This window comes from uncultured Ruminococcus sp., from assembly GCF_946415235.1.
GTDB lineage: Bacteria > Bacillota > Clostridia > Oscillospirales > Ruminococcaceae > Ruminococcus.
This window is the reverse complement of sequence record NZ_CAMKRR010000002.1, coordinates 43,744-65,408: the sequence shown is the minus strand read 5'-3', so window position 1 is coordinate 65,408 and position 21,665 is coordinate 43,744. Positions and strand designations below refer to the sequence as shown.

Below are 21,665 nucleotides of genomic sequence, written 5' to 3'. Positions count from 1 at the left end.
TCGTCAAGACGAACGTTTTCCTTTCCTGTTTTTTTTGAAAGAAAATATCTTTTTCTTTTTCGGGAGCTCCAGCGGTTCACCAAGTATCTCATGACAAACGAGCTCGTAAGACTCCGCACCCTTTGAGCCCTTGTCGTAGTACATTACAGGCTTTCCGTGGCTGGGAGCTTCTGATATACGTACATTTCTCGGTATCCTTGTCTTGAACAGCTTGTTCGGGAAGTACTTCTCCACCTCTGCAACAACGTCATTTGCAAGGTTAAGTCTGCCATCGAACATCGTGAAGAGTATGCCCTCTATCTCAAGTGCGGGATTATAATTATTTTTAACTATTTTTATAGTATTCACAAGCTGTGAAAGTCCCTCAAGAGCATAGAACTCCGCAAGCATGGGCACGATGATACTGTCGCAGGCAACAAGTCCGTTGATAGTTATGGTACCGAGCGCAGGCGGACAGTCAATGAATATGTAATCATAGTCGTCCTTGCAGGTAAGCAGCTGCATTTTTAGTCTGTTGACTCTGTTCTCAAACTCAACGAGCTCGATCTCGCAGCCTGCAAGAGCTTCCGTAGCAGGGACTATTGAAACATTCTCAAACTCTGTTGTGAGAATAGCCTCCTGTACACGAGCCTTGCCTGTGATAACGTCATATGCGGAAACGCTCACGGACTTTTTCTTGATACCGAAGCCCGTTGTCGTGTTTCCCTGAGGATCGACGTCCACACAGAGTATCTTGAAGTCCCGTGAACCGAGATATGCTGCGATGTTTATGACGGTTGTTGTTTTTCCTACGCCACCTTTCTGGTTGGCAACAGCGATTATCTTGCCCATATTATCTTCCTTTCAAGATTTACTTATACTATTATAGCACTTTTAAAGGGTATTGTAAATATTTATCCGAGATTTTTTTCAAAATTTGTTTCACATGAAACATTCTGCAATAAAAAAACACATGAAACATAAAAATGTTTCATGTGAAACAATTGTGTCAGGTCTTTTTCTGAATTGGTATCCTTACACGGTATTCAATATAATCTTCATTCTGTATCTTTCGTGAGTCCGCAGAGATCCCAGCAGCCTGCATGGTCTCTATTGCTTTATTAATAGTGTTTACAAAAAGCTTCACATTCTGAAACACAACTGAGCGTTTTTTATAACTTACCTTATCTCTTTTGCTGCCGATGAACTCGTCGATGAGCTTCTCCGAGCGCTCAACATTAAGATCACATTTAATGATCTTATCAAGTATAAAAAGCCTGTCCTCGGCACTTCCGAGGCGCAGGAGCGCCCTTGCGTGACGTTCAGTAAGTCCGTACTGAGTGATAAGAGCTCTTTCCTTTTCGGTCAGACGGAGCAATCTGAGCTTATTCGCAATTGTACTCTGAGCTCTTCCGAGCTTTGAAGCCGCGTCCTCCTGCGTCATACCGTAAAGAGTTATGAGCTTCTCGATAGCAGATGCTTCATCGAAGAAAGAAAGATCCTGCCGCTGGATATTCTCCACAAGTGCAAGAACTGCCGAATGTCTGTCGCTGACTTCGTGAACTATGCAGGGAACTACCGGAAAACCGCATAGCTTAGCCGCTCTAAGTCGTCGCTCTCCCGCAATTAGCTCATACTTCGAGCCCTTTCTACGGACTGATATTGGCTGCAATATGCCGTTCTGTGCGATAGAGTCTGCAAGCTGAGATATATCCTCCGAAAAGTCCGAGCGGGGCTGATTTGGGTTCGATATTATGTCATCTGTTGATATTTCTACGACCTTGTTTACAAGGCGTTCCTTGGTAAAATTTAAAAATCCTGCCATGTTTGTGACCTCCGATCAAGTTGATAGTTTAATTTTAACACCTGTCGGAAATATTTTCCATAAAAAAAATCCGCCGTTTATCGCTAAAACGACGGATCTTGTGACAATTTTCAAAACGGTCAGAGCTGTTTCTTCTTGATCTGACTGCTATTTCGCGGATATTTTGGCGGAGTCTGCGATATTTTCTTTACAATTATTATCCTGCGCTGCTCGCCGAAAAGGTCATATTCTGCAATATCAGAGATCTCACCGCCAAGGAGCTTTACAGCTTTCTCGCCCTCGGATATATCCTCAGTCGGTCCTTTCATAGATATGAAGCTGCCGCCGACTTTTACAAAAGGTATGCAGAACTCGCTGAGAAGTGAGAGATTAGCAACTGCACGGGCACATGAGAAGTCGTATTTTTCCCTGTACTCAGAGAGTTTTGAAAAGTCCTCGGCGCGTCCGTGAATGAACTCCGCTTCGATACCAAGCTTTTCGCAGAGCTGACGAAGGAACTCCACACGCTTATTAAGACTATCAAGCAGGGTGAGCTTTATATCAGGTCTGAAAAGCTTAAGGGGAACGGACGGAAAGCCCGCACCTGTTCCGACGTCAATAATTGACGAATTATCGGAAATTGCAACGTATTTTGAAAGAGCGATACTGTCAATAAAATGCTTTTTCAGTATTTCGGAAGGGTCTGTAATTGCCGTAAGATTGACTTTTTCATTGTACTCAACGAGAAAATCCGCGTAAATATCCAGCTTCTCATAAAGCTCACGTGAAAGCTCAAACCCGACGGACTTAAATTCATTTCTGCAATAATCAAGATCAGGAAGCATCGTTTTCTCCCTTCTCGTGCATGAGCCACACCGCAAGCATTGAAACATCGGCAGGGGAAACTCCTGAAATACGCGAAGCCTGACCGATTGAAAGTGGCTTTATCTTGTTCAGTTTTTCAGCGGCCTCAAGCCTCAGACCGTAGATCATGCTGTAATCGAGGTCCTTCGGAAGCTTTTTTGACTCCATTTTTCGCATTTGCTCAATCTGCTGGAGCTGCTTCTGGATGTAGCCCTCATACTTTATCTGAAGCTCTACCTGTTCCGCAACATCTGCGGGCAGATCAGGTCTTTCCCCGTCAAATTCCGCAAGATCATTGTAGTAAATCTGCGGACGCCTGATAAGATCGGACATCTTGCAGCCCGTAGCAAGAGGGGAAGTTCCTTTTGACTCAAGGAACTCATTAAGCTCCTCAGATGGCGATATATTGAGCTTTGAAACTCTTTGAATCTCCTCTGCGGTAAGCCTTTCCTTTTCAAGAAGCGCATCGAAGCGCTCCTGAGAGATAAGCCCGAGCCTGTGACCAATGGGAGTAAGCCTTTGATCGGCGTTATCCTGCCGCAGAATAAGCCTGTACTCGCTTCGTGAGGTCATCATTCTGTAGGGGTCTGAACAGCCCTTGGTAACGAGATCGTCCACCAAAGTACCTATATAGGAGCTCGCGCGGTCAAGAATCATCGGCTCTTTTCCTTTTATTTTAAGTGCAGCATTAATGCCCGCGACTATTCCCTGCGCCGCCGCCTCCTCATAGCCTGAGCTTCCGTTGAACTGTCCTGCGCCGTAAAGTCCCTCCACGTTCTTGAATTCAAGGGTAGGGAGCAGCTGATTCGGATTGCAGCAGTCATACTCTATGGCGTATGCAGGTCTCATTATCTCTACGTCCTCAAGTCCGTCTATTGTCCTGAGAAATGCAAGCTGTACGTCCTCGGGCAGCGATGACGACATTCCCTGCAAATAGTACTCTTCTGTGCTCATTCCCATAGGCTCTACAAAGAGCTGATGTCGGGGTTTATCTGAAAACCTGACTATCTTGTCCTCAATTGACGGACAGTACCTCGGTCCTACTCCTTCTATTCTGCCTGAGTATAAGGGTGATCTGTCAAGGTTTGCGAGTATCACTTCATGAGTTTTACTGTTGGTATATGTCACATAACAGCTTACTTTATTATCAAGCTTCTCTGGATCAGTCTCAAATGAGAAGGGGACGATTTTTTCGTCGCCGTCCTGTCTTTCCATTATATCAAAATTAATACTTCTTTTGTTGACACGGCAGGGTGTTCCTGTCTTGAATCTGCGGAGCTCCACACCGCTGTCAATAAGACTTTTTGAAAGAAGATTGCTTGGGAGAGCTGAATCGGGTCCGCTTTCATATGAAACCTCACCAATATGTATCTTGCCTTTTAGGTAAGTTCCCGTGGCAATTATGACAGCTTTTACTTTATACTCAGCACCGAGTTTAGTCCTGACACCTGTGATCCTCTGATTTTCTACTATTACATCTGATATTTCTGCCTGCTTTACAAACAGATTTTTCTGTTTTTCGCAGACATTTTTCATGTACTTATGGTACTCAACTCTGTCCGCCTGAACTCTCAGACTGTGGACAGCAGGACCTTTTCCGCGGTTGAGCATTCTGCTCTGTATGAAGCATTTATCCGCAGCTTTTCCCATTTCTCCACCTAAAGCGTCTATTTCACGCACCAAATGACCCTTTGCAGTTCCGCCGATTGAGGGGTTGCAGGGCATATTTGCGATCTGATCCAGTGATATGGTGAACATGACAGTTTTGCAGCCGAGCCTTGCAGCTGCAAGAGCTGCTTCAACTCCCGCGTGACCGGCGCCGACAACTGCCACATCAAATTCACCCATTTCGTAATTCAAAAATATCCCTCCTTCATTGTTTCACATGAAACATTACTTTCCTACACAAAAGCGTGAAAAAACTTCATCAACAACAACATCCGTGACTTTTTCACCTGTAAGCATAAGCAGCGACTGCTCAGCTTCGTCAACAAGAATATTCACAGCATCGAGCATTTCACCGATTTCAAGTGATGAAATAGCACTTTCAATACCTTCCAGTGCCTTGTCTATACACTTTTTCTGACGTTCGTTTGCAGCTGTTGCAGTATCAAAATCAGCTTCATTGAGCTTGAAAATGGTCTGAATTTTATCGTAAAGATCATTCACACCCGTATTTTCCTTGGCAGAAAGATATACAATATGTTGTATTTTTTGCTCAAGCAGGGAAGTGTCAAGGAACTGTTCAATATCATTTTTATTAATTACGGCAACAGTATTGCTTTTGTTTATTTTATTAATTAAATACAGATCGTCCTCCGTGAGTGGACAACTTCCGTCAAAAACTGCGATTACGAGCTCCGACTTTGAGATCATTTTCTCAGCCATTTCAACTCCGATACCCTCGATAACATCATCGGTCTCGTGGATACCCGCCGTGTCAGAGAGCCTCAGTGTGATGTCGCCGATACGCACCGACTCCTCGATTATATCCCTCGTCGTACCTGCGATCTCGGTAACGATGCTCCTTTCGCAGCCGCTGAGGCAATTGAAAAGTGTGGACTTTCCCACATTCGGACGGCCGATAATGGCAGTAGCCACGCCCTCCCGCAGAATACGGCCGCTGTCATAATTCTTTATGAGGGAGCTCAGATCATCACGAACACTTTTCAGCTCCTCGGATAAAACCTCGGGGCGCACCTCGGGGATATCCTCCTCGGGATAATCCGCCCACGCAGCAAGGTCACCGAGTATCTTCAGCAGCTTGTCCGAGCATTTTTTCGCCTTTCTGAAAGCCGCACCCTCGCGGAGACTTTCAGCCATTTTCAGCTCACGCTCGCCCTTTGCGGAAATAATATCCATTACAGCTTCTGCCTGTGTCAGGTCAAGCTTGCCGTTGAGGTAAGCTCTCTTTGTGAACTCGCCCGCTTCGGCGTTTACAGCTCCGTTGGCAAGAGCTGCTCTCAGTACTTTTCTTGTGACGTACAGACCTCCGTGACATGACAGCTCCGCAATATCCTCACCCGTGTAGCTGTGAGGAGCGCGGAACACTGTAAGTATGCAGTCATCAAGGTGTTCCTCACCGTCGTGAGCTATACCGTATGCACAGGTATAGCCTTCCATATCCGCGACCTTCTTCTTTCCGAAAGGGGAGAATATCTTTTCCGCAACTTCCAGAGCGTCCTCGCCCGATATGCGTATCACCGCAATTCCGCCCATTGCATTGGGAGTAGATATGGCAGCTATTGTTGACATCTTATCACTTCCTAAAAAAACAACGGCATTACGCCGTTGTTTCAGATATTCTATCAAAGCTCGATCTTGCCGTAAAGACCGCCCTGTATCTCGTCCTCGGGCTTTGGTCTCTTATAGTCCTTTTCAAAGCTTGTTGAGAGGTCAACGCTTCTGCGCTCCATATTTACCTCTCTGTCGCGGTTTCTCTGACCGCCGTTCCTTCTGTTGTCATTTCTTCTGCCGCCGTCGCGTCTGTTATCGCGTCTGCCGCCGCCTCTTCTCGGGTTATTTGAAGAAATGATTATCTTTCTGTAAGGCTCTTCGCCGACTGAACGTGAAGAAACTCCTTCGATATTTGATATAGCTGAGTGGATAACTCTTCTCTCGTAGGGATTCATGGGCTCAAGGGGCTGTGAACGGCCTGTTCTGAGAACAGACTTTGCAACCTTTGCAGCGAGCTGCTCAAGAGTATCCTTTCTCTTGTTTCTGTAGCCGAGACAGTCAATAGTGATCCTGTAGTAGTCCTTATCGCCCTTGTTTGCGATTATAGAGCAGAGGTACTGGATAGAATCGAGTGTCTCACCGCGTCTGCCGATGATTGTGCCGTTATTGTCGCTTTCGAGATTTACTACAGCACCTGTTTCGTTCTGATATACCTTGAATTCAACGTCAACATCCATAGCTCTGAGTATGCTTCTGATGTAGTCCATTGCGAGCTTTACCTTTGGATTGATAAGAGCTTCGTCCTCGATAAGGGTAAAGTTGTCGAGTGAGTATGCTTCCTCGTCAAGAGCTTCGGGAGCATTTTCAGCCTCAGCTGCTTTTTTCTCAGACTTTTCTGTTACAGCCTTTACAGTCTCGGCAGCCTTTGTTTCTGTTGTTGCAATAGGCTTTTCGGCTGCTGCTGTCTTTGTCACAGGCTCAGCCTTTTTCTCGGGAGCTGCTGTTGTCACAGGAGCTTCGGGAGCAGCCTTCGGAGCTGCAGCCTGTACAGTGCTGCTGTCTGCAACAGTTGCCTTTACTTTTGCTTCTTTTGAACCTATTCCGAAAAGACCTTTTTTACCTTCATCAAGAATTTCAAATGTGATCTCACCGATCTTTTTTCCGAACTTCTCTGCGGCCATTTCCTTAGCCTCTTCAACGGATCTTGCTGTGAAAATTTCTGTCATACTTTATACCTCCCTGAGGACTCAGTCCTCTTCATCATTATCATCCTCGTAAGAATCTCCATACTTTTCAGCCATACGTTTTCTTGCTTCCTTGAGCTTGTCGCGGTTCTGCCTGTTCTGTTCTGAACGTGAGATGCCGCTTGCCTTGCCCGAAGAAGATGAAGAAGCGTTCTTCTGTTCCTCAAGAGCAGCCTGCTGTTCCATCATTTTCTGCATGAAGGTCTTCTTGTTCGGATGTTTCTCTGCATAAATTCTTGCTTTTTCTTTTTCCTGTTCATTTATTTCCTTTACACGCTCGGGAGTAAAATAGCAGTTAAGCGCAAAGGTTATAATGAATGCGAATACTGATGACCATATCCAGTAAAATCCTATACCTGCGGGTACCTGGAATGCGAACCATATGGAAAGGAGGGGAAGTCCGTAAAGCATTACAGACATACATCCGCCTCCGGGCTGTCCTGCGGGATTGGTCTTTTTCTGATGTATCTGACCGTAAACAGATACAAGAAGCTGTGAAAGACCTGCAAGGAAAGGGATAGAAACAAGTATTATTGCTTCCTTTGTCCAGCTTTCGGGGTGCAGGGTAGGAGTTTTTCCGAGATTTGCACCGAAAAGTGTAAATCTCTCGTTGAATTCAGATACCTTTGTGAGGAAATTCTCACCCAGCGAAGAATACTTTTCTCTGTTGTTGCTGAGATTTTCCATAGTCATGAGCTCGCATCTTAGGTTGCTCATGTTAAGGTTTTTGTCCTCTGTGATACCTCTTGCGATATCAACAGCATTCTCGATAATATTCTTGGATATATTCAGGATATGGGTTATCGGTTTGTAGATAACGTCGATAACACCGAAAAGCAGGAACATCTGTATAAATGCGGGAAGACATGAGCCCATGGGGTTCACTCCCTCCTGCTGGTAAAGCTTCTGCTGTTCCTCCTGCAATCTCTGAGGATTGTTTGCGAAGCTTTTTCTTAACTTTTCAAGCTTTGGGTTTAAAAGCTGCATTCTTGCAGCGCTCTTCTGTGTCTTGTAATTGACGGGGAAGAGCAGTATTCTCGTAACTACCGTGAAAAGTATGATAGCCACGGCGTAGTTATTGCATAGCGAGTAAATAAGTCTCATCAGATAGCCGAAAGGCACACCGATAATGTCATAAAGTGCGTTCAATATTCATCCCTCTTAATTATTGATATCATCATCGCCGTAATCAGGATCGATGAAGTCGTACTTTTTCACCCTGAAAGTAAACTTTTCGGGAACGTAGTCTATGCCGCCCATTGACCATGGATTGCAGCGGAGGATCCTCCACACGGCAAGAGCCGAACCTCTTACAGCGCCGAAGCGCTCAACAGCTTTCAAAGCGTAGGTGCTGCAGGTGGGATAATATTTGCATTTAGGGGGAAAAAGCGGAGAAATGAATTTCCGGTATATTTTTATGATCCCCAGAACAATATATTTCATATACGTTTATTCTTGACATCAAAGCTTCTGAACATCCTGTTTATGTCATTTATGCCGTATTTTTCCATATAGCCGCAGTATTCGTCTGACTTTATGCTGCATATAGCAGCTCTTGCCACTATGACTATATCCATGCCAACAGGCATATTCACTTCCGAACTGCGGTAGGCGAGGCGGATAAGTCTTTTTGCTCTGTTGCGGCAGACGGCATTGCCCACCTTTTTGCCTGCGGTGATGCCGAGGCGGTTGAAGGGTCTGCCGTTTGGTCTGACATAGATGACCGAATATTTTGAGGCAGCATACTTACCCTTTTTGTACAGGGTAAGGAAGTCCTTATTATCGTTCAATATTTCCGTATAAAGCATATTTGCACCTGCATACAGTGTCCTAACAAAAAAGACCACAAAATTTATATTTTGTGGTCAGCCTCGTCAGTGAGTTAATCTTGCTCTGCCCTTAGATCTTCTACGAGCTAAAACCTTTCTGCCGTTCTTAGTAGCCATTCTCTTCATGAAGCCGTGCTCCTTCTTTCTGTGGAGCTTCTTAGGCTGATATGTTCTTTTCATATTCAGTGTCCTCCTCTCTTCAAATCATATACAAGAGCCGTCCTAATCAACAGCTCTGATCGTCTTTTTTTGCGTACAGAGACAGCTTGCCCTGCATTACACTAAATCATTATATATTAAAAAAGCCTTTGTGTCAAGCAATTCGGGAAATTTTTTTACCGCCGAAATCATTTTCAGTTTTTTTACCAATATATCTTGAATATTAAACCTTGAAATTTCAACACATTGTCTGATTTTTATTTTCGGTCCGAAAAATCATAAAAATTGTCAAAAAAAATTATTCACAACCGTCATTCAACAATTTCACAGGCGCAGGACAGAGATATCCGAAGCTTTTCTCTTATCATTCAACACAGTTTTCAACAATATGTCAATTTACGTGTTAAAAAACCATTCATTTTTTAAATACTTGACAGTGAAATTTGCTTGCATTTCAATGCCGTTTATGGTATAATTGTCTTATATATTAATATAGGAGAGTATCGAATTTTTCTCCATCAAAACTTACAATCATTCGGAGGTTTCTATGAATTCATTTGACGAGGTTTTTGAAACAGTAAAGGGCTACTGTCTCGAAAACGGAAAAATACCCGAAATAGGAATAAAAACATGGATTGATCCGCTCGTTCCCGTTAATTTCAACGGATCAGAAGCTATTTTCAGCGTACAGACAGACTTTCAGAAGAATATAGTAATGACTACATACAACGAGATCCTCAAGGATGCTTTCTTCAACGTCCTCGGACTTAATGTGAATATCGTCATAAATGTACAGTCCGACGAGCCCGAAAAGATAAAGGTACCCACGGACGCAGAGCTCGAGCAGAAGCACGCCGAGTTTGAACAGTCATATAAATTCGCAAATTACGATTATACCTTTGATACCTTCATCGAGGGCAGATCAAACGAGTTCGCCCTTGCCTGCAGCAAGTCAGTCGCAAAGAACTGCGGCTCAAAGGCAGTTCCCGATTATAATCCGCTGTTCATATACGGACCCTCGGGAATGGGAAAAACTCACCTTATCACGGCTATCGCCAATGAGGTAAGGAAAAATCATCCCGATTTCAATATCGTTTACGTTACCAGCGAGACCTTCGGAAGCGATCTGGTAAGCGCTCTCAACAAGAGCTCCATATCGGACTTCCACGACAAGTACAGAAATGCGGATATACTTCTCATAGACGATATCCAGTTCTTCTCGGGAAGAGAGCGTATGCAGGAGGAGTTCTTCCACACCTTCTACAAGCTCCATCAGGAGGGCAAGCAGATAGTTATCACCTCGGATAAGCCGCCAAAGGAGCTGCTCACCCTTGAAGAGCGTCTCCGCACACGTTTCGAGGGTGGTCTCATAGCTGATATATCAGCTCCGGATTACGAGACAAGACTTGCTATCATAAACAGAAAATCCGAGCTTCTTGAGCTTAAAATGCCAAGCGAGGTCGCTGAATTCATGGCTAACCGCCTGAAATCAAACATCAGACAGCTTGAAGGCGCAGTTGTACGCCTTAAGGCTCTCAACCACTTCGCAGGAAGCCCCATAACCATATCAATGGCTCAGAGCGTTATCCGCGACGTCCTCACAGACGAGCAGCCAATACCGATAACAGTTGAGAAGATCATCTCCGAGGTATCCACAGTGTACGGCGTATCTCCCGACGATCTCCGTTCGAGCAAGCGCTCCGCTCAGATATCCACAGCGCGTAAGGTAGCTATCTACGTTGTAAGAGAGATCACACAGATGCCTCTTGCTTCCATAGGAACCGAGTTCGGCGGCAGAGACCATTCAACCATCGTTTACTCCGTGACCAGCGTTACCGAGTCAATGGAAAAGGATAACAACCTCAAAAATCTCGTAAACGATATTATCAAGAACATCAAGGACAAGAGCAAGGTTTAAACTGTTTATAATGTTGAAAAGCTTATGTTTAAACACAGTTTTCAACACAATGTTAAAAACTGTTTTGGTATTACCAATCAGATTTTGACCGAAAACATTCCGACTTGATTATTACCCTACATAAAAAGTCAGGATTGATTTCAACATCTTTGATTTTCAACACTTAACACCATTGTGAAATAAAATATCAAAAAATATTACAAAATATCCCTTTCCACTTTTTTCTCAACTATTTTTCCATTTCAACTCAACATCAATAAACCTTTTAAACACAAAAACGGACAGGAATTTTCATTTTCCCCAATTTCAAAAATTTCACAACAGTGCGGTGTGGACGAGCTGTGCGGCTTATATCTTCAAAAAAGGCACGTTCCAACTTTTCCACCGACACAATAACAACAACAATATATTTATTCTTATCTTAGCTTATCTTTATAAGCTGAGTTCAAAGGAGTCATATACAATGAAATTCATTTGCGATAAAACAGAGATCAGTGAGGCAATAGGAAATGTCTCCAGAGCAGTATCACAGAAATCCACCATACCTGCCCTTGAAGGAATAAAGGTACGCATATCAGAGGGAAGTGTAGAGCTTACCGCTTATAACCTCGAAATGGGTATACGCACCTCTATCAATGCCGATACTGAGGGAGAGGGAGAATTCGTTGTAAGCACAAGACTTTTCAGCGAATTCACAAGAAAGATGTCGGGAGACCGCATAACCTTTGACATTGACGACAATCTTGTTATCAGCATCTCCTGCAGCGCTACGGAGTGCAGCTTCCCTGCAATGTCCGCAAGCGAATATCCCGAGCTCCCGAAGGTAGATTCCGCAAGGAGCTTCTCCGTAAAGCAGAGCACACTCAAATCCATGATAAATATGACAAGCTATGCTGCTTCCCTCAACGAGAGCAAGCCCGTACTCACAGGCGAGCTTTTCGACATAGAGGACGGCAGTTTCAATATGGTAGCCATAGACGGCTTCAGACTGGCGATCAGGAATGAAATGACAGACTGCACCGAGAAGTACCATTTCGTAGTACCGAAAAAGGCTCTTCTCGAGGTATCAACACTTATCAAGGACGATACCGACAAGCTCTGCACTGTCTGCACCAATGACCGCCACATTATTTTCGAGATAGGCAACGTTTTCGTGATATCAAGACTTCTCGAAGGCGTTTTCCATAACTATAAGCTAAGTATACCAAGCGGCTGCAAGACAGAGGTAATAATAAGCAAGAGAGATTTCTCCACCAGTCTTGAGCGCTGCTCGCTGCTTATCGATGACAAGAACAAGTCTCCCATACGCTGCGAGATCGGAAACGGCGTTATGAAGATAAGCTGCAAAACAGGAATAGGCAAGATAAATGACGCTATTTCTGCCGATATTTCGGGTGAAACTGTTACTATCGGCTTCAATAACAAGCTCATACTGGAAGCTCTCCGCGCGGCTGAGGGCGATAAGGTACGCATCCGCCTCAACGGAGCTATGAAGGTAATAGAGATACTTCCCCTTGAAGGAGAGAGTTTCATATTCCTCGTAATGCCCATACAGCTCAAAAACTGACGTAAAATAAGCTATTGAAAGGCTGGTCGTTATGGCTGAAAAGATAAAGATAACTACCGAGTTCATAAAGCTGGACGCTCTTCTGAAGTTCGCTTCGCTTGTTGGCTCGGGCGGAGAAGCAAAACAGCTCATACAGGACGGTGAAGTTCTTGTAAACGGCGAGGTTTGCACCATGAGGGGCAAAAAGATACGCCCCGGGGACAAGGTAAAGCTCGGCGGACAAGAGGTAATCGTAGAGTGATAATCACCTATGCGGACATAGACGGCTTCAGGAACCTGAACGGTATATCCTTTGCCCCCGATCCCAAGTACAATATTATTGTCGGACCAAACGCTCAGGGAAAAACCAATCTTCTTGAAGCGATGTGGATACTTTCGGGCTGCAAGAGCTTCCGCGGCTCAAAGGAAAAGGACTATATCCGCCTTGACGGTAACCGTATGGAGTCGAAGATAAAGCTCCTTGACAGCGTAAGGGAACAGAAGATATCCTTTGAAATGACGAAAAGCGCTTCAAATCCCAAAAGTATACACCTTAACGGCGTAAAGCAGAAGGGTACGAGAGCTTTATTCGATGTTTTTAAGTGTATCGCCTTTATTCCCGACGATGTTGAAATAATAAAGGGCTCTCCCGAAAAAAGGCGAAATTTCATAGATATGGCAGCTTCTCAGCTCAATCCTGTTTTCGTTATGCATCTGAACAAGAACAATGCCATAATGAATCAGAGAAATGCTCTTTTAAAGGGCATAATGCAGGGAAATACAGACAAAAGCATACTTGAGATATGGGACAGGCAGGCTTCAAAGGAAGGAGCCGTCATATCCTATATGAGGTATGAGTATATACAGAAGTTCAACGGGATATGCGGCAGGCTTTACCGCACTATTTCGGGCGGAACAGAGGAGCTCGAGCTTGAATACAGGTCAAATTTCTACAAAAATGAGGATTTTGAAATACCCTGTTACTAAAAGGCTTACGAGCAGTACTACAGAAAGCTTTCCGAGACCTCGGAATACGACATAAGAACGGGAAGCACCCATGCAGGTGTGAACCGCGACGAGATACTCATAAAGATCAACGGCGTCAGCGCCAAGGATTTCGGTTCTCAGGGACAGATAAAGAGTGCAGCGCTCGTTATGAAGCTTGCACAAGCTGAGATCTATATGCAGAAGTCGAAGGACGCTCCTGTTATATTCCTTGACGATGTTATGGGCGAGCTTGACGAAAACCGTCAGCGGTTCGTGTTTGATATCATCAGGGATATGCAGGTGTTCATAACAACTCCGAATGAAAATGCGCTTCTTCCCGAAATAAAGGGAAAGGTCCTGCATATCAGCAATGGGAGCGCTGTTGAGGTGGAAGAAGATGTATCTTCACATAGGGAATAATTACACGGTGGATATAAGAGATGTGGTGGGGATTTTCGACATCGAGAACACAACTGTTGAAAAGTGTACCAAGAAGCTGCTTGAAAGAGCGGAAAAGGATCATCACTGCATATATACCACCTATGAGATGCCGAAAAGCTTCATAATAACCATGAAGAACGGCAGAGAGAGAGTATATATATCACAGCTGTCGGCGGCAACGCTGAGGAAGCGTATCAAAGAGGGCGGCGGGTTCTGATATGGAAAATGCTGACCGCAAGCTGAACAGATTGGAAAATTACGATTATTCGTCGAATGGTCTGTATTTCATAACCATATGCACCAAAGACAGAGAAAAATATCTGTCGGACATTATCTCTGTAGGGAACGCCGCCCTCGGCGTTCCGCAAAATATAATGACGGGAAATGATATATTTGACGTTCCGATCGTAAAATTGACCGAATACGGAAAAATCGTAAATGAAAATATCAAAAAAATAAATGATATATACAGATATGTTTCTGTTACGAAATATGTGATAATGCCAGACCATATCCATATGATATTATTTGTTTCGGATTATGAGGATAAACCGTTGAAGAACGGAACGCCGAGGGCGGCGTTCCCTACAAAATCCGTTTCTCAGATCATTAATGGTTTGAAATCAATATCAACAAAACAAATAGGATTTTCATTATGGCAGAAATCATTCCACGACCACATAATCCGCAATGAAAAGGAATTCCTTGAAATTTGTGCCTACATAGACAATAATCCCATAAACTGGGTAAATGACATATACAACCAAAATCATTGGAGGTAAATCATGAGTCAGCAGAACAATAACTACGATGAAAACGACATACAAGTCCTTGAAGGACTGGAGGCAGTCCGCAAAAGACCGGGTATGTACATCGGTTCAACAGGACCGGGCGGACTTCACCACCTCGTTTACGAGATAGTTGACAACTCCATAGACGAAGCGCTTGCAGGCTTCTGTACCGAGATAACTGTTGAGATACTCGAGGGCGACGTTATCCGCGTATCCGACAACGGACGAGGAATCCCCGTAGGTATACACCCGAAAGAGGGAATATCGGCAGCAACAGTCGTATATACCATACTCCACGCAGGCGGTAAGTTCGGCGGCGGCGGATATAAGGTATCGGGCGGTCTCCACGGCGTCGGCGCATCTGTAGTAAACGCTCTGTCGGAATGGCTGGAGCTCACCGTAAAGGACGGCGAGCACGTTTACTTCCAGCGCTTTCAGCGCGGTCACTACGATGAGGAGATCAAGGTCATAGGCGATACCAAGGAAACAGGTACTACCGTTATGTTCAAGGCTGACGGCGAGATCTTCGAGAGTACAGTCTATGAGTACGAGGTGCTTCTGAAGCGTCTGCGCGAACAGGCTTTCCTTAATGCGGGAATAAAGATAATCTTCACAGACAAGCGAAATAAGACCGAAACTATCGGCGAAACTCTCCACTATGAGGGCGGTATCCGACAGTTTGTCGAGCATCTTAACGCAGTCCGCGGAAATGAAGCTATCAGCGGAGATGTTATATACGTTTCGGGAACTCAGGGCGACGCATTTGCGGAAATAGCCATGCAGTACAACGACAGCTACAATGACGTTGTATTCTCATTTGCTAACAATATTCACACAAAGGACGGCGGAACTCACGAGACAGGCTTCAAGAACGCGCTTCTTAAAGTAATCAACGAGTACGGAAAGAAATTCGGAAAGTTCAAGGAAAAGGACAGCAATAAGAAGGGCAAGGACGCTCCCAAAAAGGAAATAGAGAGCCTGAGAAAAGAGGACGTTTTAGAGGGACTTACCGCTATCGTGTCCGTAAAGCTCACAGAGTGCGAATTTGAAGGACAGACAAAGGGACGTCTCGGAAATCCTGAGGTTAAGCCCTTCGTCGAGAAGCTCGTCACCGAGAAACTCATGAACTTCCTTGAAGAAAATCCCGATACCGCAAATATCATATTTGAAAAATGCCTTTCCGCTTCAAGAGCAAGAGAAGCTGCAAAGCGAGCAAGAGAGGCAGAGCGTAAAAAGAACGCATTCGGAAATAATTCCATGCCCGAAAAGCTGGCTGACTGCTCCGAGCGCGATGCAAGATATACCGAAGTATACATCGTCGAGGGAGATTCTGCGGGAGGTTCCGCAAAGCAGGGACGCGACAGACGCTATCAGGCTATACTTCCTCTGTGGGGAAAAATGCTCAATGTTGAAAAGGCGCGTATAGACCGTATTTACGGCAATGACAAGCTGGAGCCCGTAGTCACTGCTCTCGGAACGGGTATCGGCGAGGACTTCGATATAGAGAAGCTCCGCTACGGAAAAGTCATCATCATGGCCGATGCCGATGTTGACGGTATGCACATCAGAACTCTTCTGCTCACATTCTTCTTCCGTTACATGAGACCTCTCATAACCAACGGAAACATATATATAGCTCAGCCGCCTCTTTTCAAGGTGGAGCGCAAGAAAAATGTACGCTACGCATTTTCCGATGAGGAGAAAGAAAAATTCATCGCTGAGCTCTCTGAGGACGGAAAGTATAATGACGTTGCTGTACAGCGTTACAAAGGTCTTGGTGAAATGGATCCCGAACAGCTCTGGGAGACCACTATGGACCCCGAGCACCGTACTATCGTAAGGATAGGAATGGAGGACGCTCTCAAGGCTGACGAGACATTCAGCATACTCATGGGCGACAAGGTAGAGCCAAGACGTCTTTTCATAGAGAAAAACGCTAAATTCGCACAGGATCTCGATATATAAAGGATTCGGAAAACATGGAAGAAAACTACAAGCTCGAAAAGGAATACAAGGTGCCTGCCGCTCTTTTCAGCGAGGCGTACCTTGCGTTCCAGAAAAAATACATTTATCCCAAAAGCTGTATCTATATGGCAATATTTGCTGCGATAGCGCTTGTAATGCTGATATTCGGGATATTATCCATGAATGATGCTTCGGATAAACAGAAATACCTGACATATCTTGCCATTCTCATGGCTTGTGCATTCGCTTTCCGCGAGTGGTACAATCCGAAAAAAAAGCGCCGCAGCCTTACCGAATCGGTAAAAGCTCTGGGCGAACCAGTATACAAAATAGGCATAGCCGATAATTACGTTGATATATCCACTGTTTCTGACGATTTGGAAGATCTTTCCGATGAGGAGAGCTCAGAGGCGGAGGAAGAAGACCCGCTTCCCGAAAAGACAAGGATAAATACGGACGAGAACTATCAGCTTCTTGAATATGACGGCTTTTTCCTGATATTGTCGGGAAAGGAAAAGATATATATACTTCCGAAGGAAGGATTTTCGGAAGAGGAGCTGAAAACGGTCAGAGACACTCAGAAATGAAAACTGCGAATTAAAATAAATTCTCTCAGGAGGAAAAAATGCTTTACACAGACAACTCAAAGGTAATAAATACCGAACTTGTCAATGAAATGGAAAATTCCATGCTGAATTATGCCATGTCGGTAATTGTTTCCAGAGCGCTTCCCGATGTAAGAGACGGTCTGAAGCCCGTACACAGAAGAATACTGTATACGCTCCATGAAAACGGACTTACTCCCGAGAAGCCTTACCGTAAATGCGCTGATACAGTAGGTGCTGTACTGGGACGTTATCATCCACACGGCGATACTTCGGTATATGACGCACTGGTAAGACTTGCACAGGATTTCTCTATGAGATATCCTCTTGTTGACGGTCACGGAAACTTCGGCTCAATCGACGGCGACGGCCCTGCTGCTTACCGTTATACCGAAGCAAAAATGGCAAAGCTCACCCTTGATATGCTCACGGATATCAACAAGGAGACAGTTGACTTCGTATCAAACTACGACGACCGTCTCAAAGAGCCTTCCGTACTTCCCTCACGTTTCCCGAACCTGCTCGTAAACGGTTCTGTGGGTATCGCAGTAGGTATGGCGACAAATATACCGCCCCATAACCTCGGTGAAGTCATAGACGCATTGCAGCTTCTTATAGACGACCCCGACTGCACTCTCGAACAGCTCATGGAGCACATACAGGGACCTGATTTCCCTACAGGCGGCATAATCATGGGCAGAGCGGGTATCCGCGCAGCCTATGCAACGGGCAAGGGCAAGATTACCCTTCGCAGCCGCACTCACTTCGAGGAGATAAAGGGCAGGAACTGCATTATCATCGACGAGATACCATATATGCTTCGCAAGGAGAGACTTCTCAAGAGCATAAACCAGCTTGCAAGAGACAAGCGCATAGAGGGACTTTACGACCTCCGCGACGAGTCCGACAAGGAAGGTATGAGAGTAGTTATCGAGCTGAAAAAGGATGCTGTTCCAAATATCGTCCTCAACAAGCTTTTTGCTCTTACACAGCTTCAGGACACAGTGGGCATCATCATGCTTGCTCTCGTAAACAACGAGCCGAAGATACTCACTCTCAAGCAGATGCTCCAGCACTACCTTGATTTCCAGGTAGACGTTATCCAGAGAAGGACACGCTTTGATCTCCGCAAGGCACTTGAAAGAGCACATATCTTACAGGGCTTCGTGCTTGCGGCAGATCATATCGACGAGGTAATAAACATAATCCGTTCCAGCTCTACGGTACAGGAAGCAAAGGAGCGCATGATAGAGCGCTTCAAGGACGTTGATATGTCAGCTCTTCTCGACCGCGCTCAGTACGACCTCACAGGACTCCACATCGAGGCTCAGACAGGTCTTTCACAGGAACAGGCTGAGGCTATCGTTCAGATGCGTCTCGGACAGCTGACAGGTCTTGAAAGACAGAAGATAACCGATGAGCTCTACGGACTTCTCACAAAGATATCCGACTATGAGGATATACTCGCGGACGTAAACAGAGTTTACGCTATAATACTCGAGGACCTCAACGCTATCCGCAAGAAGTTCAGCGACAAGCGCCGCACAGATATCGAAAATGTCAGCGGCGAGGTGGATATCGAGGACCTTATCCCTGAGGAGGACTGTGTTGTAACTCTCACAAACAACGGCTATATCAAGCGTATGCCGCTTACGGAGTACAAGACACAGCACCGCGGCGGACGCGGAATAACAGGCATGAAGCAGCGTGAAGAGGACTTCGTTGAGGAAATGTTCATCTGCGGCTCTCATGACAATATCCTGTTCATATCCAACAAGGGTATAATGTACAAGCTGAAATGCTATGAAGTCCCCGACGGCTCAAAGGCTTCGAGAGGCTTCAACCTCATAAATCTGCTGCCTCTTACCGAGAATGAGAAGATAGCGGCAATGATAAAGACCACCGATTTCGGCGATGACAAGTTCATCACCATGGTCACAAAGAACGGCAAGATAAAGAGGACAAATCTTTCTCTTTACAAGAACGTCCGCAAGAACGGTCTTATCGCTATAGGACTTGACGAGGGCGACGAGATAGAAGGAGTCCGCATGACTGACGGCAGCGCTCAGCTTTTTGTTGCCACAAGGAACGGTATGGCTATACGCCTTGAAGAAAGCAAGATAAGAGCCCTTTCACGTTCGGCTCACGGTGTAAGAGCTATAAAGCTCCGTGAGGGAGACTGTGTAGTAAGCATGGCAAGAGTCCGCGAGGGAGCTTCTCTACTGACTGTTACCGAAAACGGCTACGGCAAAAAGACAGACCTCGACAGCTATCGTATACAGAACCGCGGCGGCTACGGTCTCACAAACTACAAGGTGGACGATGTACGCGGACACGTATGCGGCATAAAGATAGTTGACGAGGAGGATGATATAATCCTCGTATCCAGTGACGGTATCATCATAAGGATACTTGCGAGCGATATCCGCATCATGGGACGTATTGCAAAGGGCGTCCGCGTCATGAGAGTTAACGAGGGCGCAAATGTAGTTGCATTCACCCGTGCGGAGCACGACGACAACGCCGAGACCGAAAAGGTGGAGCAGCTCACAGATGAGCAGATAAAGGCTGCGGAGGAAGAGGCTGCCCTTGAAGAGCAGAACGAGGTCGTTATCGAGGCTGAGCCCGACGAGGACGACGGCGAAGAATAATGCCCTATGATATATTTCGTAACAGCTGTTATTGTGATTTTTGCATTGTATGCAGTATATGAAAATGTATTTATGCTCACTGTAAGGCATGAAAAGCTTGGGGACGGCGTTAAGGTCGCCCATGTTTCCGACCTTCATCACAGAAGCTTCGGCAGGGACAATATCAGGCTCATAAATAAGATAAGAGCCGAAGCTCCCGACCTTATCATAGTAAGCGGAGATATAATAACCCGTTATGATACGGATTTTTCGGCAGCAGACTCTCTTCTGAAAGGGCTTCACGAGATAACTCCCGTGTATATGATATACGGCAATCATGAGCAGAGCATCTACAAAGAAAACAAGAGAGCGTTCAAAAAAATGCTTTCGAGAAATCAGCAGGTACTTCTGAAAAACGGCTGTGCCGAGCTTGATGTAAGGGGACGAGTGCTGAAAATATACGGACTCCTCGAAAATTACGGAGTATACAAGAAAAACGGCGGCTATCGTCATCTTGACGTTATAGAGGAAAAGGACCTCGAAAAGCTTCTCGGGAAATGTCCCGAGGGAGAGGTACTTCTCATAGCGCATAATCCCTTTTTCGGAGAAGAATATGCAAAATGGGGAGCAAAATACACCTTCAGCGGCCATATCCACGGCGGTTCAGTAAGATTATTCGGCAAAGCCCTGCTTTCTCCCGAGAGAAAATTCTTCCCGAAGTACGCAAAGGGCGTATATGACTTCGGCGGAAAAAAGCTGCTGGTATCGGCAGGTCTCGGAAAGCTGAGATTGTTCGATCCGCCTGAGGTAGTCATATACGAAATATGACCTTACGCCGTTATCACGGCATACAAAATAAGGAACGATCCTCCCGTCCATGAGAGATCATGGTTCAGGGAGGATATTTTTCTGCCTGTCAGCGAACCGAGCAGCAGCGCGGCAGCTCCGCAGACAAAGGCAGAAAGGGCAGCGTATACTGCGGAAATATCCGTCCCCCCGCAGCTCAGACCCGAAGCGGCTGCGTCAAGTGAGCCTGCAAGTGCAAGGAAAAAAGCCTCTCCTGCGGAAAGCACCTTTGAGCTGTCCATATCGGCAGCGGCATCGTCGAGACAGAGCCTTACAAACATGGAAAGCTCTCCCATTTTCAGTGAGATACCGCCGTTTTCGGAAATACGCCGCATGATATTGCGGAGTATGCTCTTTGTGATATTGAGTGAGCCTAAGGTTATAAGTACAACAGTGCCGATGATATGGCAGGTATGTGAAGATATGATACCTGAGATAAAGTCGGAAAGAGAGACTGAAAAAAACATTACGGCGGCAGAAAAGCTGTCGATAATGAAAGCCGACCTGACAGGTATCCTTATGCCGCTGTTGCAGCAGGAAGCCGATGCAAGATAAATGTCGATGCTCACGATGAAAGCGATAAAGAATTCCTTCAGCAAAATAACACCTCCGAGGTCATTATATTCATTGCCTCTTCGGGGTGACACAGATCAAAATTCAGCAAAGCTGAATTTTGATCTCAGTAGGGGAGCCCGCCCTCGGGCTCCCGCCGAAATAATTATATTCCCCCGCGGGAGGGCGAGGGCGCCCTCCCCTACACATGAGTTCATGTTATTTATTATGCAAGTCATATACGGGCGGATAATATCCGCCCCTACAGTTAAAGGCTGAAATCATAATTTTGCTCTGCAAAATTATGATTTTATTATTGACATTCGGG

At 45.4% G+C, this 21,665-nt stretch carries 22 protein-coding genes; 11 read left to right on the top strand and 11 right to left on the bottom strand.

Annotated features, from left to right (window positions below; translation table 11 throughout):
- Positions 1–3: 3 nt before the first annotated feature.
- The 10 genes from Q0R37_RS00960 to rpmH form a co-directional block, all read right to left on the bottom strand.
- Positions 4–831, bottom strand: a complete 828-nt coding sequence (locus Q0R37_RS00960) for a ParA family protein (protein WP_294750156.1) — start codon at positions 829–831, stop codon at positions 4–6.
- A gap of 157 nt (positions 832–988) precedes the next feature.
- Positions 989–1,804 (bottom strand): ParB/RepB/Spo0J family partition protein, encoded by an 816-nt coding sequence (locus Q0R37_RS00955; protein WP_294750154.1) that lies wholly within the window; start codon positions 1,802–1,804, stop codon positions 989–991.
- Positions 1,805–1,923: 119 nt separating this feature from the next.
- Complete coding sequence (gene rsmG, locus Q0R37_RS00950; RefSeq protein WP_294750152.1) at positions 1,924–2,628, bottom strand: 16S rRNA (guanine(527)-N(7))-methyltransferase RsmG; 705 nt, start codon at positions 2,626–2,628, stop codon at positions 1,924–1,926.
- Positions 2,618–4,507 (bottom strand): tRNA uridine-5-carboxymethylaminomethyl(34) synthesis enzyme MnmG, encoded by a 1,890-nt coding sequence (gene mnmG, locus Q0R37_RS00945; RefSeq protein ID WP_294750150.1) that lies wholly within the window; start codon positions 4,505–4,507, stop codon positions 2,618–2,620. Before mnmG ends, rsmG begins: the two co-directional genes overlap by 11 nt.
- Positions 4,508–4,540: 33 nt before the next feature.
- A complete protein-coding gene (gene mnmE / locus Q0R37_RS00940; protein WP_294750148.1) occupies positions 4,541–5,902 on the bottom strand; it encodes a tRNA uridine-5-carboxymethylaminomethyl(34) synthesis GTPase MnmE in 1,362 nt (453 codons plus the stop codon).
- 53 nt (positions 5,903–5,955) lie between these two features.
- Complete coding sequence (gene jag / locus Q0R37_RS00935) at positions 5,956–7,050, bottom strand: RNA-binding cell elongation regulator Jag/EloR (protein ID WP_294750146.1); 1,095 nt, start codon at positions 7,048–7,050, stop codon at positions 5,956–5,958.
- A 21-nt stretch (positions 7,051–7,071) separates the two neighbouring features.
- On the bottom strand, positions 7,072–8,217 hold the full coding sequence (locus tag Q0R37_RS00930; RefSeq protein ID WP_294750144.1) for a YidC/Oxa1 family membrane protein insertase: 1,146 nt from the start codon (positions 8,215–8,217) through the stop codon (positions 7,072–7,074).
- A 12-nt stretch (positions 8,218–8,229) separates the two neighbouring features.
- Positions 8,230–8,511, bottom strand: coding sequence for a membrane protein insertion efficiency factor YidD (gene yidD / locus Q0R37_RS00925; protein WP_294750142.1), 282 nt, complete (start codon positions 8,509–8,511; stop codon positions 8,230–8,232).
- Positions 8,508–8,876, bottom strand: a complete 369-nt coding sequence (rnpA, locus tag Q0R37_RS00920; RefSeq protein ID WP_294750140.1) for a ribonuclease P protein component — start codon at positions 8,874–8,876, stop codon at positions 8,508–8,510. The genes yidD and rnpA overlap by 4 nt, the downstream gene beginning before the upstream one ends.
- A gap of 66 nt (positions 8,877–8,942) precedes the next feature.
- Positions 8,943–9,077, bottom strand: a complete 135-nt coding sequence (gene rpmH, locus Q0R37_RS00915) for a 50S ribosomal protein L34 (protein ID WP_009986162.1) — start codon at positions 9,075–9,077, stop codon at positions 8,943–8,945.
- Positions 9,078–9,603: 526 nt separating this feature from the next.
- Here rpmH and dnaA point away from each other — a divergent pair.
- The 11 genes from dnaA (at position 9,604) to Q0R37_RS00860 (ending at position 20,767) form a co-directional block, all read left to right on the top strand.
- The gene (gene dnaA / locus Q0R37_RS00910; protein ID WP_294750138.1) at positions 9,604–10,974 is read left to right on the top strand and encodes a chromosomal replication initiator protein DnaA; all 1,371 of its coding nucleotides are present in this window, start codon (positions 9,604–9,606) and stop codon (positions 10,972–10,974) included.
- A gap of 463 nt (positions 10,975–11,437) precedes the next feature.
- On the top strand, positions 11,438–12,541 hold the full coding sequence (gene dnaN, locus Q0R37_RS00905; RefSeq protein WP_294750136.1) for a DNA polymerase III subunit beta: 1,104 nt from the start codon (positions 11,438–11,440) through the stop codon (positions 12,539–12,541).
- Positions 12,542–12,572: 31 nt separating this feature from the next.
- The gene (locus Q0R37_RS00900) at positions 12,573–12,782 is read left to right on the top strand and encodes an RNA-binding S4 domain-containing protein (RefSeq protein WP_294750134.1); all 210 of its coding nucleotides are present in this window, start codon (positions 12,573–12,575) and stop codon (positions 12,780–12,782) included.
- The gene (recF, locus tag Q0R37_RS00895) at positions 12,779–13,507 is read left to right on the top strand and encodes a DNA replication and repair protein RecF (protein ID WP_294750132.1); all 729 of its coding nucleotides are present in this window, start codon (positions 12,779–12,781) and stop codon (positions 13,505–13,507) included. Before Q0R37_RS00900 ends, recF begins: the two co-directional genes overlap by 4 nt.
- 78 nt (positions 13,508–13,585) lie before the next feature.
- Positions 13,586–13,927: a hypothetical protein gene (locus Q0R37_RS00890; protein ID WP_294750131.1), complete on the top strand. Its 342-nt coding sequence runs from the start codon at positions 13,586–13,588 to the stop codon at positions 13,925–13,927.
- A complete protein-coding gene (gene remB, locus Q0R37_RS00885) occupies positions 13,905–14,165 on the top strand; it encodes an extracellular matrix regulator RemB (protein ID WP_294750129.1) in 261 nt (86 codons plus the stop codon). Before Q0R37_RS00890 ends, remB begins: the two co-directional genes overlap by 23 nt.
- Before the next feature lies 1 nt (position 14,166).
- A complete protein-coding gene (locus Q0R37_RS00880) occupies positions 14,167–14,730 on the top strand; it encodes a transposase (RefSeq protein ID WP_294750127.1) in 564 nt (187 codons plus the stop codon).
- Positions 14,731–14,733: 3 nt separating this feature from the next.
- Entirely contained in the window at positions 14,734–16,704 is a 1,971-nt protein-coding gene (gyrB, locus tag Q0R37_RS00875; protein ID WP_294750126.1) for a DNA topoisomerase (ATP-hydrolyzing) subunit B, read from the top strand.
- A gap of 14 nt (positions 16,705–16,718) precedes the next feature.
- Positions 16,719–17,291, top strand: coding sequence for a YcxB family protein (locus Q0R37_RS00870; RefSeq protein ID WP_294750124.1), 573 nt, complete (start codon positions 16,719–16,721; stop codon positions 17,289–17,291).
- A 38-nt stretch (positions 17,292–17,329) separates the two neighbouring features.
- Positions 17,330–19,960: a DNA gyrase subunit A gene (gene gyrA / locus Q0R37_RS00865; protein WP_294750122.1), complete on the top strand. Its 2,631-nt coding sequence runs from the start codon at positions 17,330–17,332 to the stop codon at positions 19,958–19,960.
- 72 nt (positions 19,961–20,032) lie between these two features.
- The gene (locus Q0R37_RS00860) at positions 20,033–20,767 is read left to right on the top strand and encodes a metallophosphoesterase (RefSeq protein WP_294750121.1); all 735 of its coding nucleotides are present in this window, start codon (positions 20,033–20,035) and stop codon (positions 20,765–20,767) included.
- Between the two features lie 2 nt (positions 20,768–20,769).
- Here the strand turns inward: Q0R37_RS00860 and Q0R37_RS00855 are convergent, their stop codons facing one another.
- Complete coding sequence (locus Q0R37_RS00855) at positions 20,770–21,384, bottom strand: manganese efflux pump (RefSeq protein WP_294750120.1); 615 nt, start codon at positions 21,382–21,384, stop codon at positions 20,770–20,772.
- Positions 21,385–21,665: the final 281 nt, after the last annotated feature.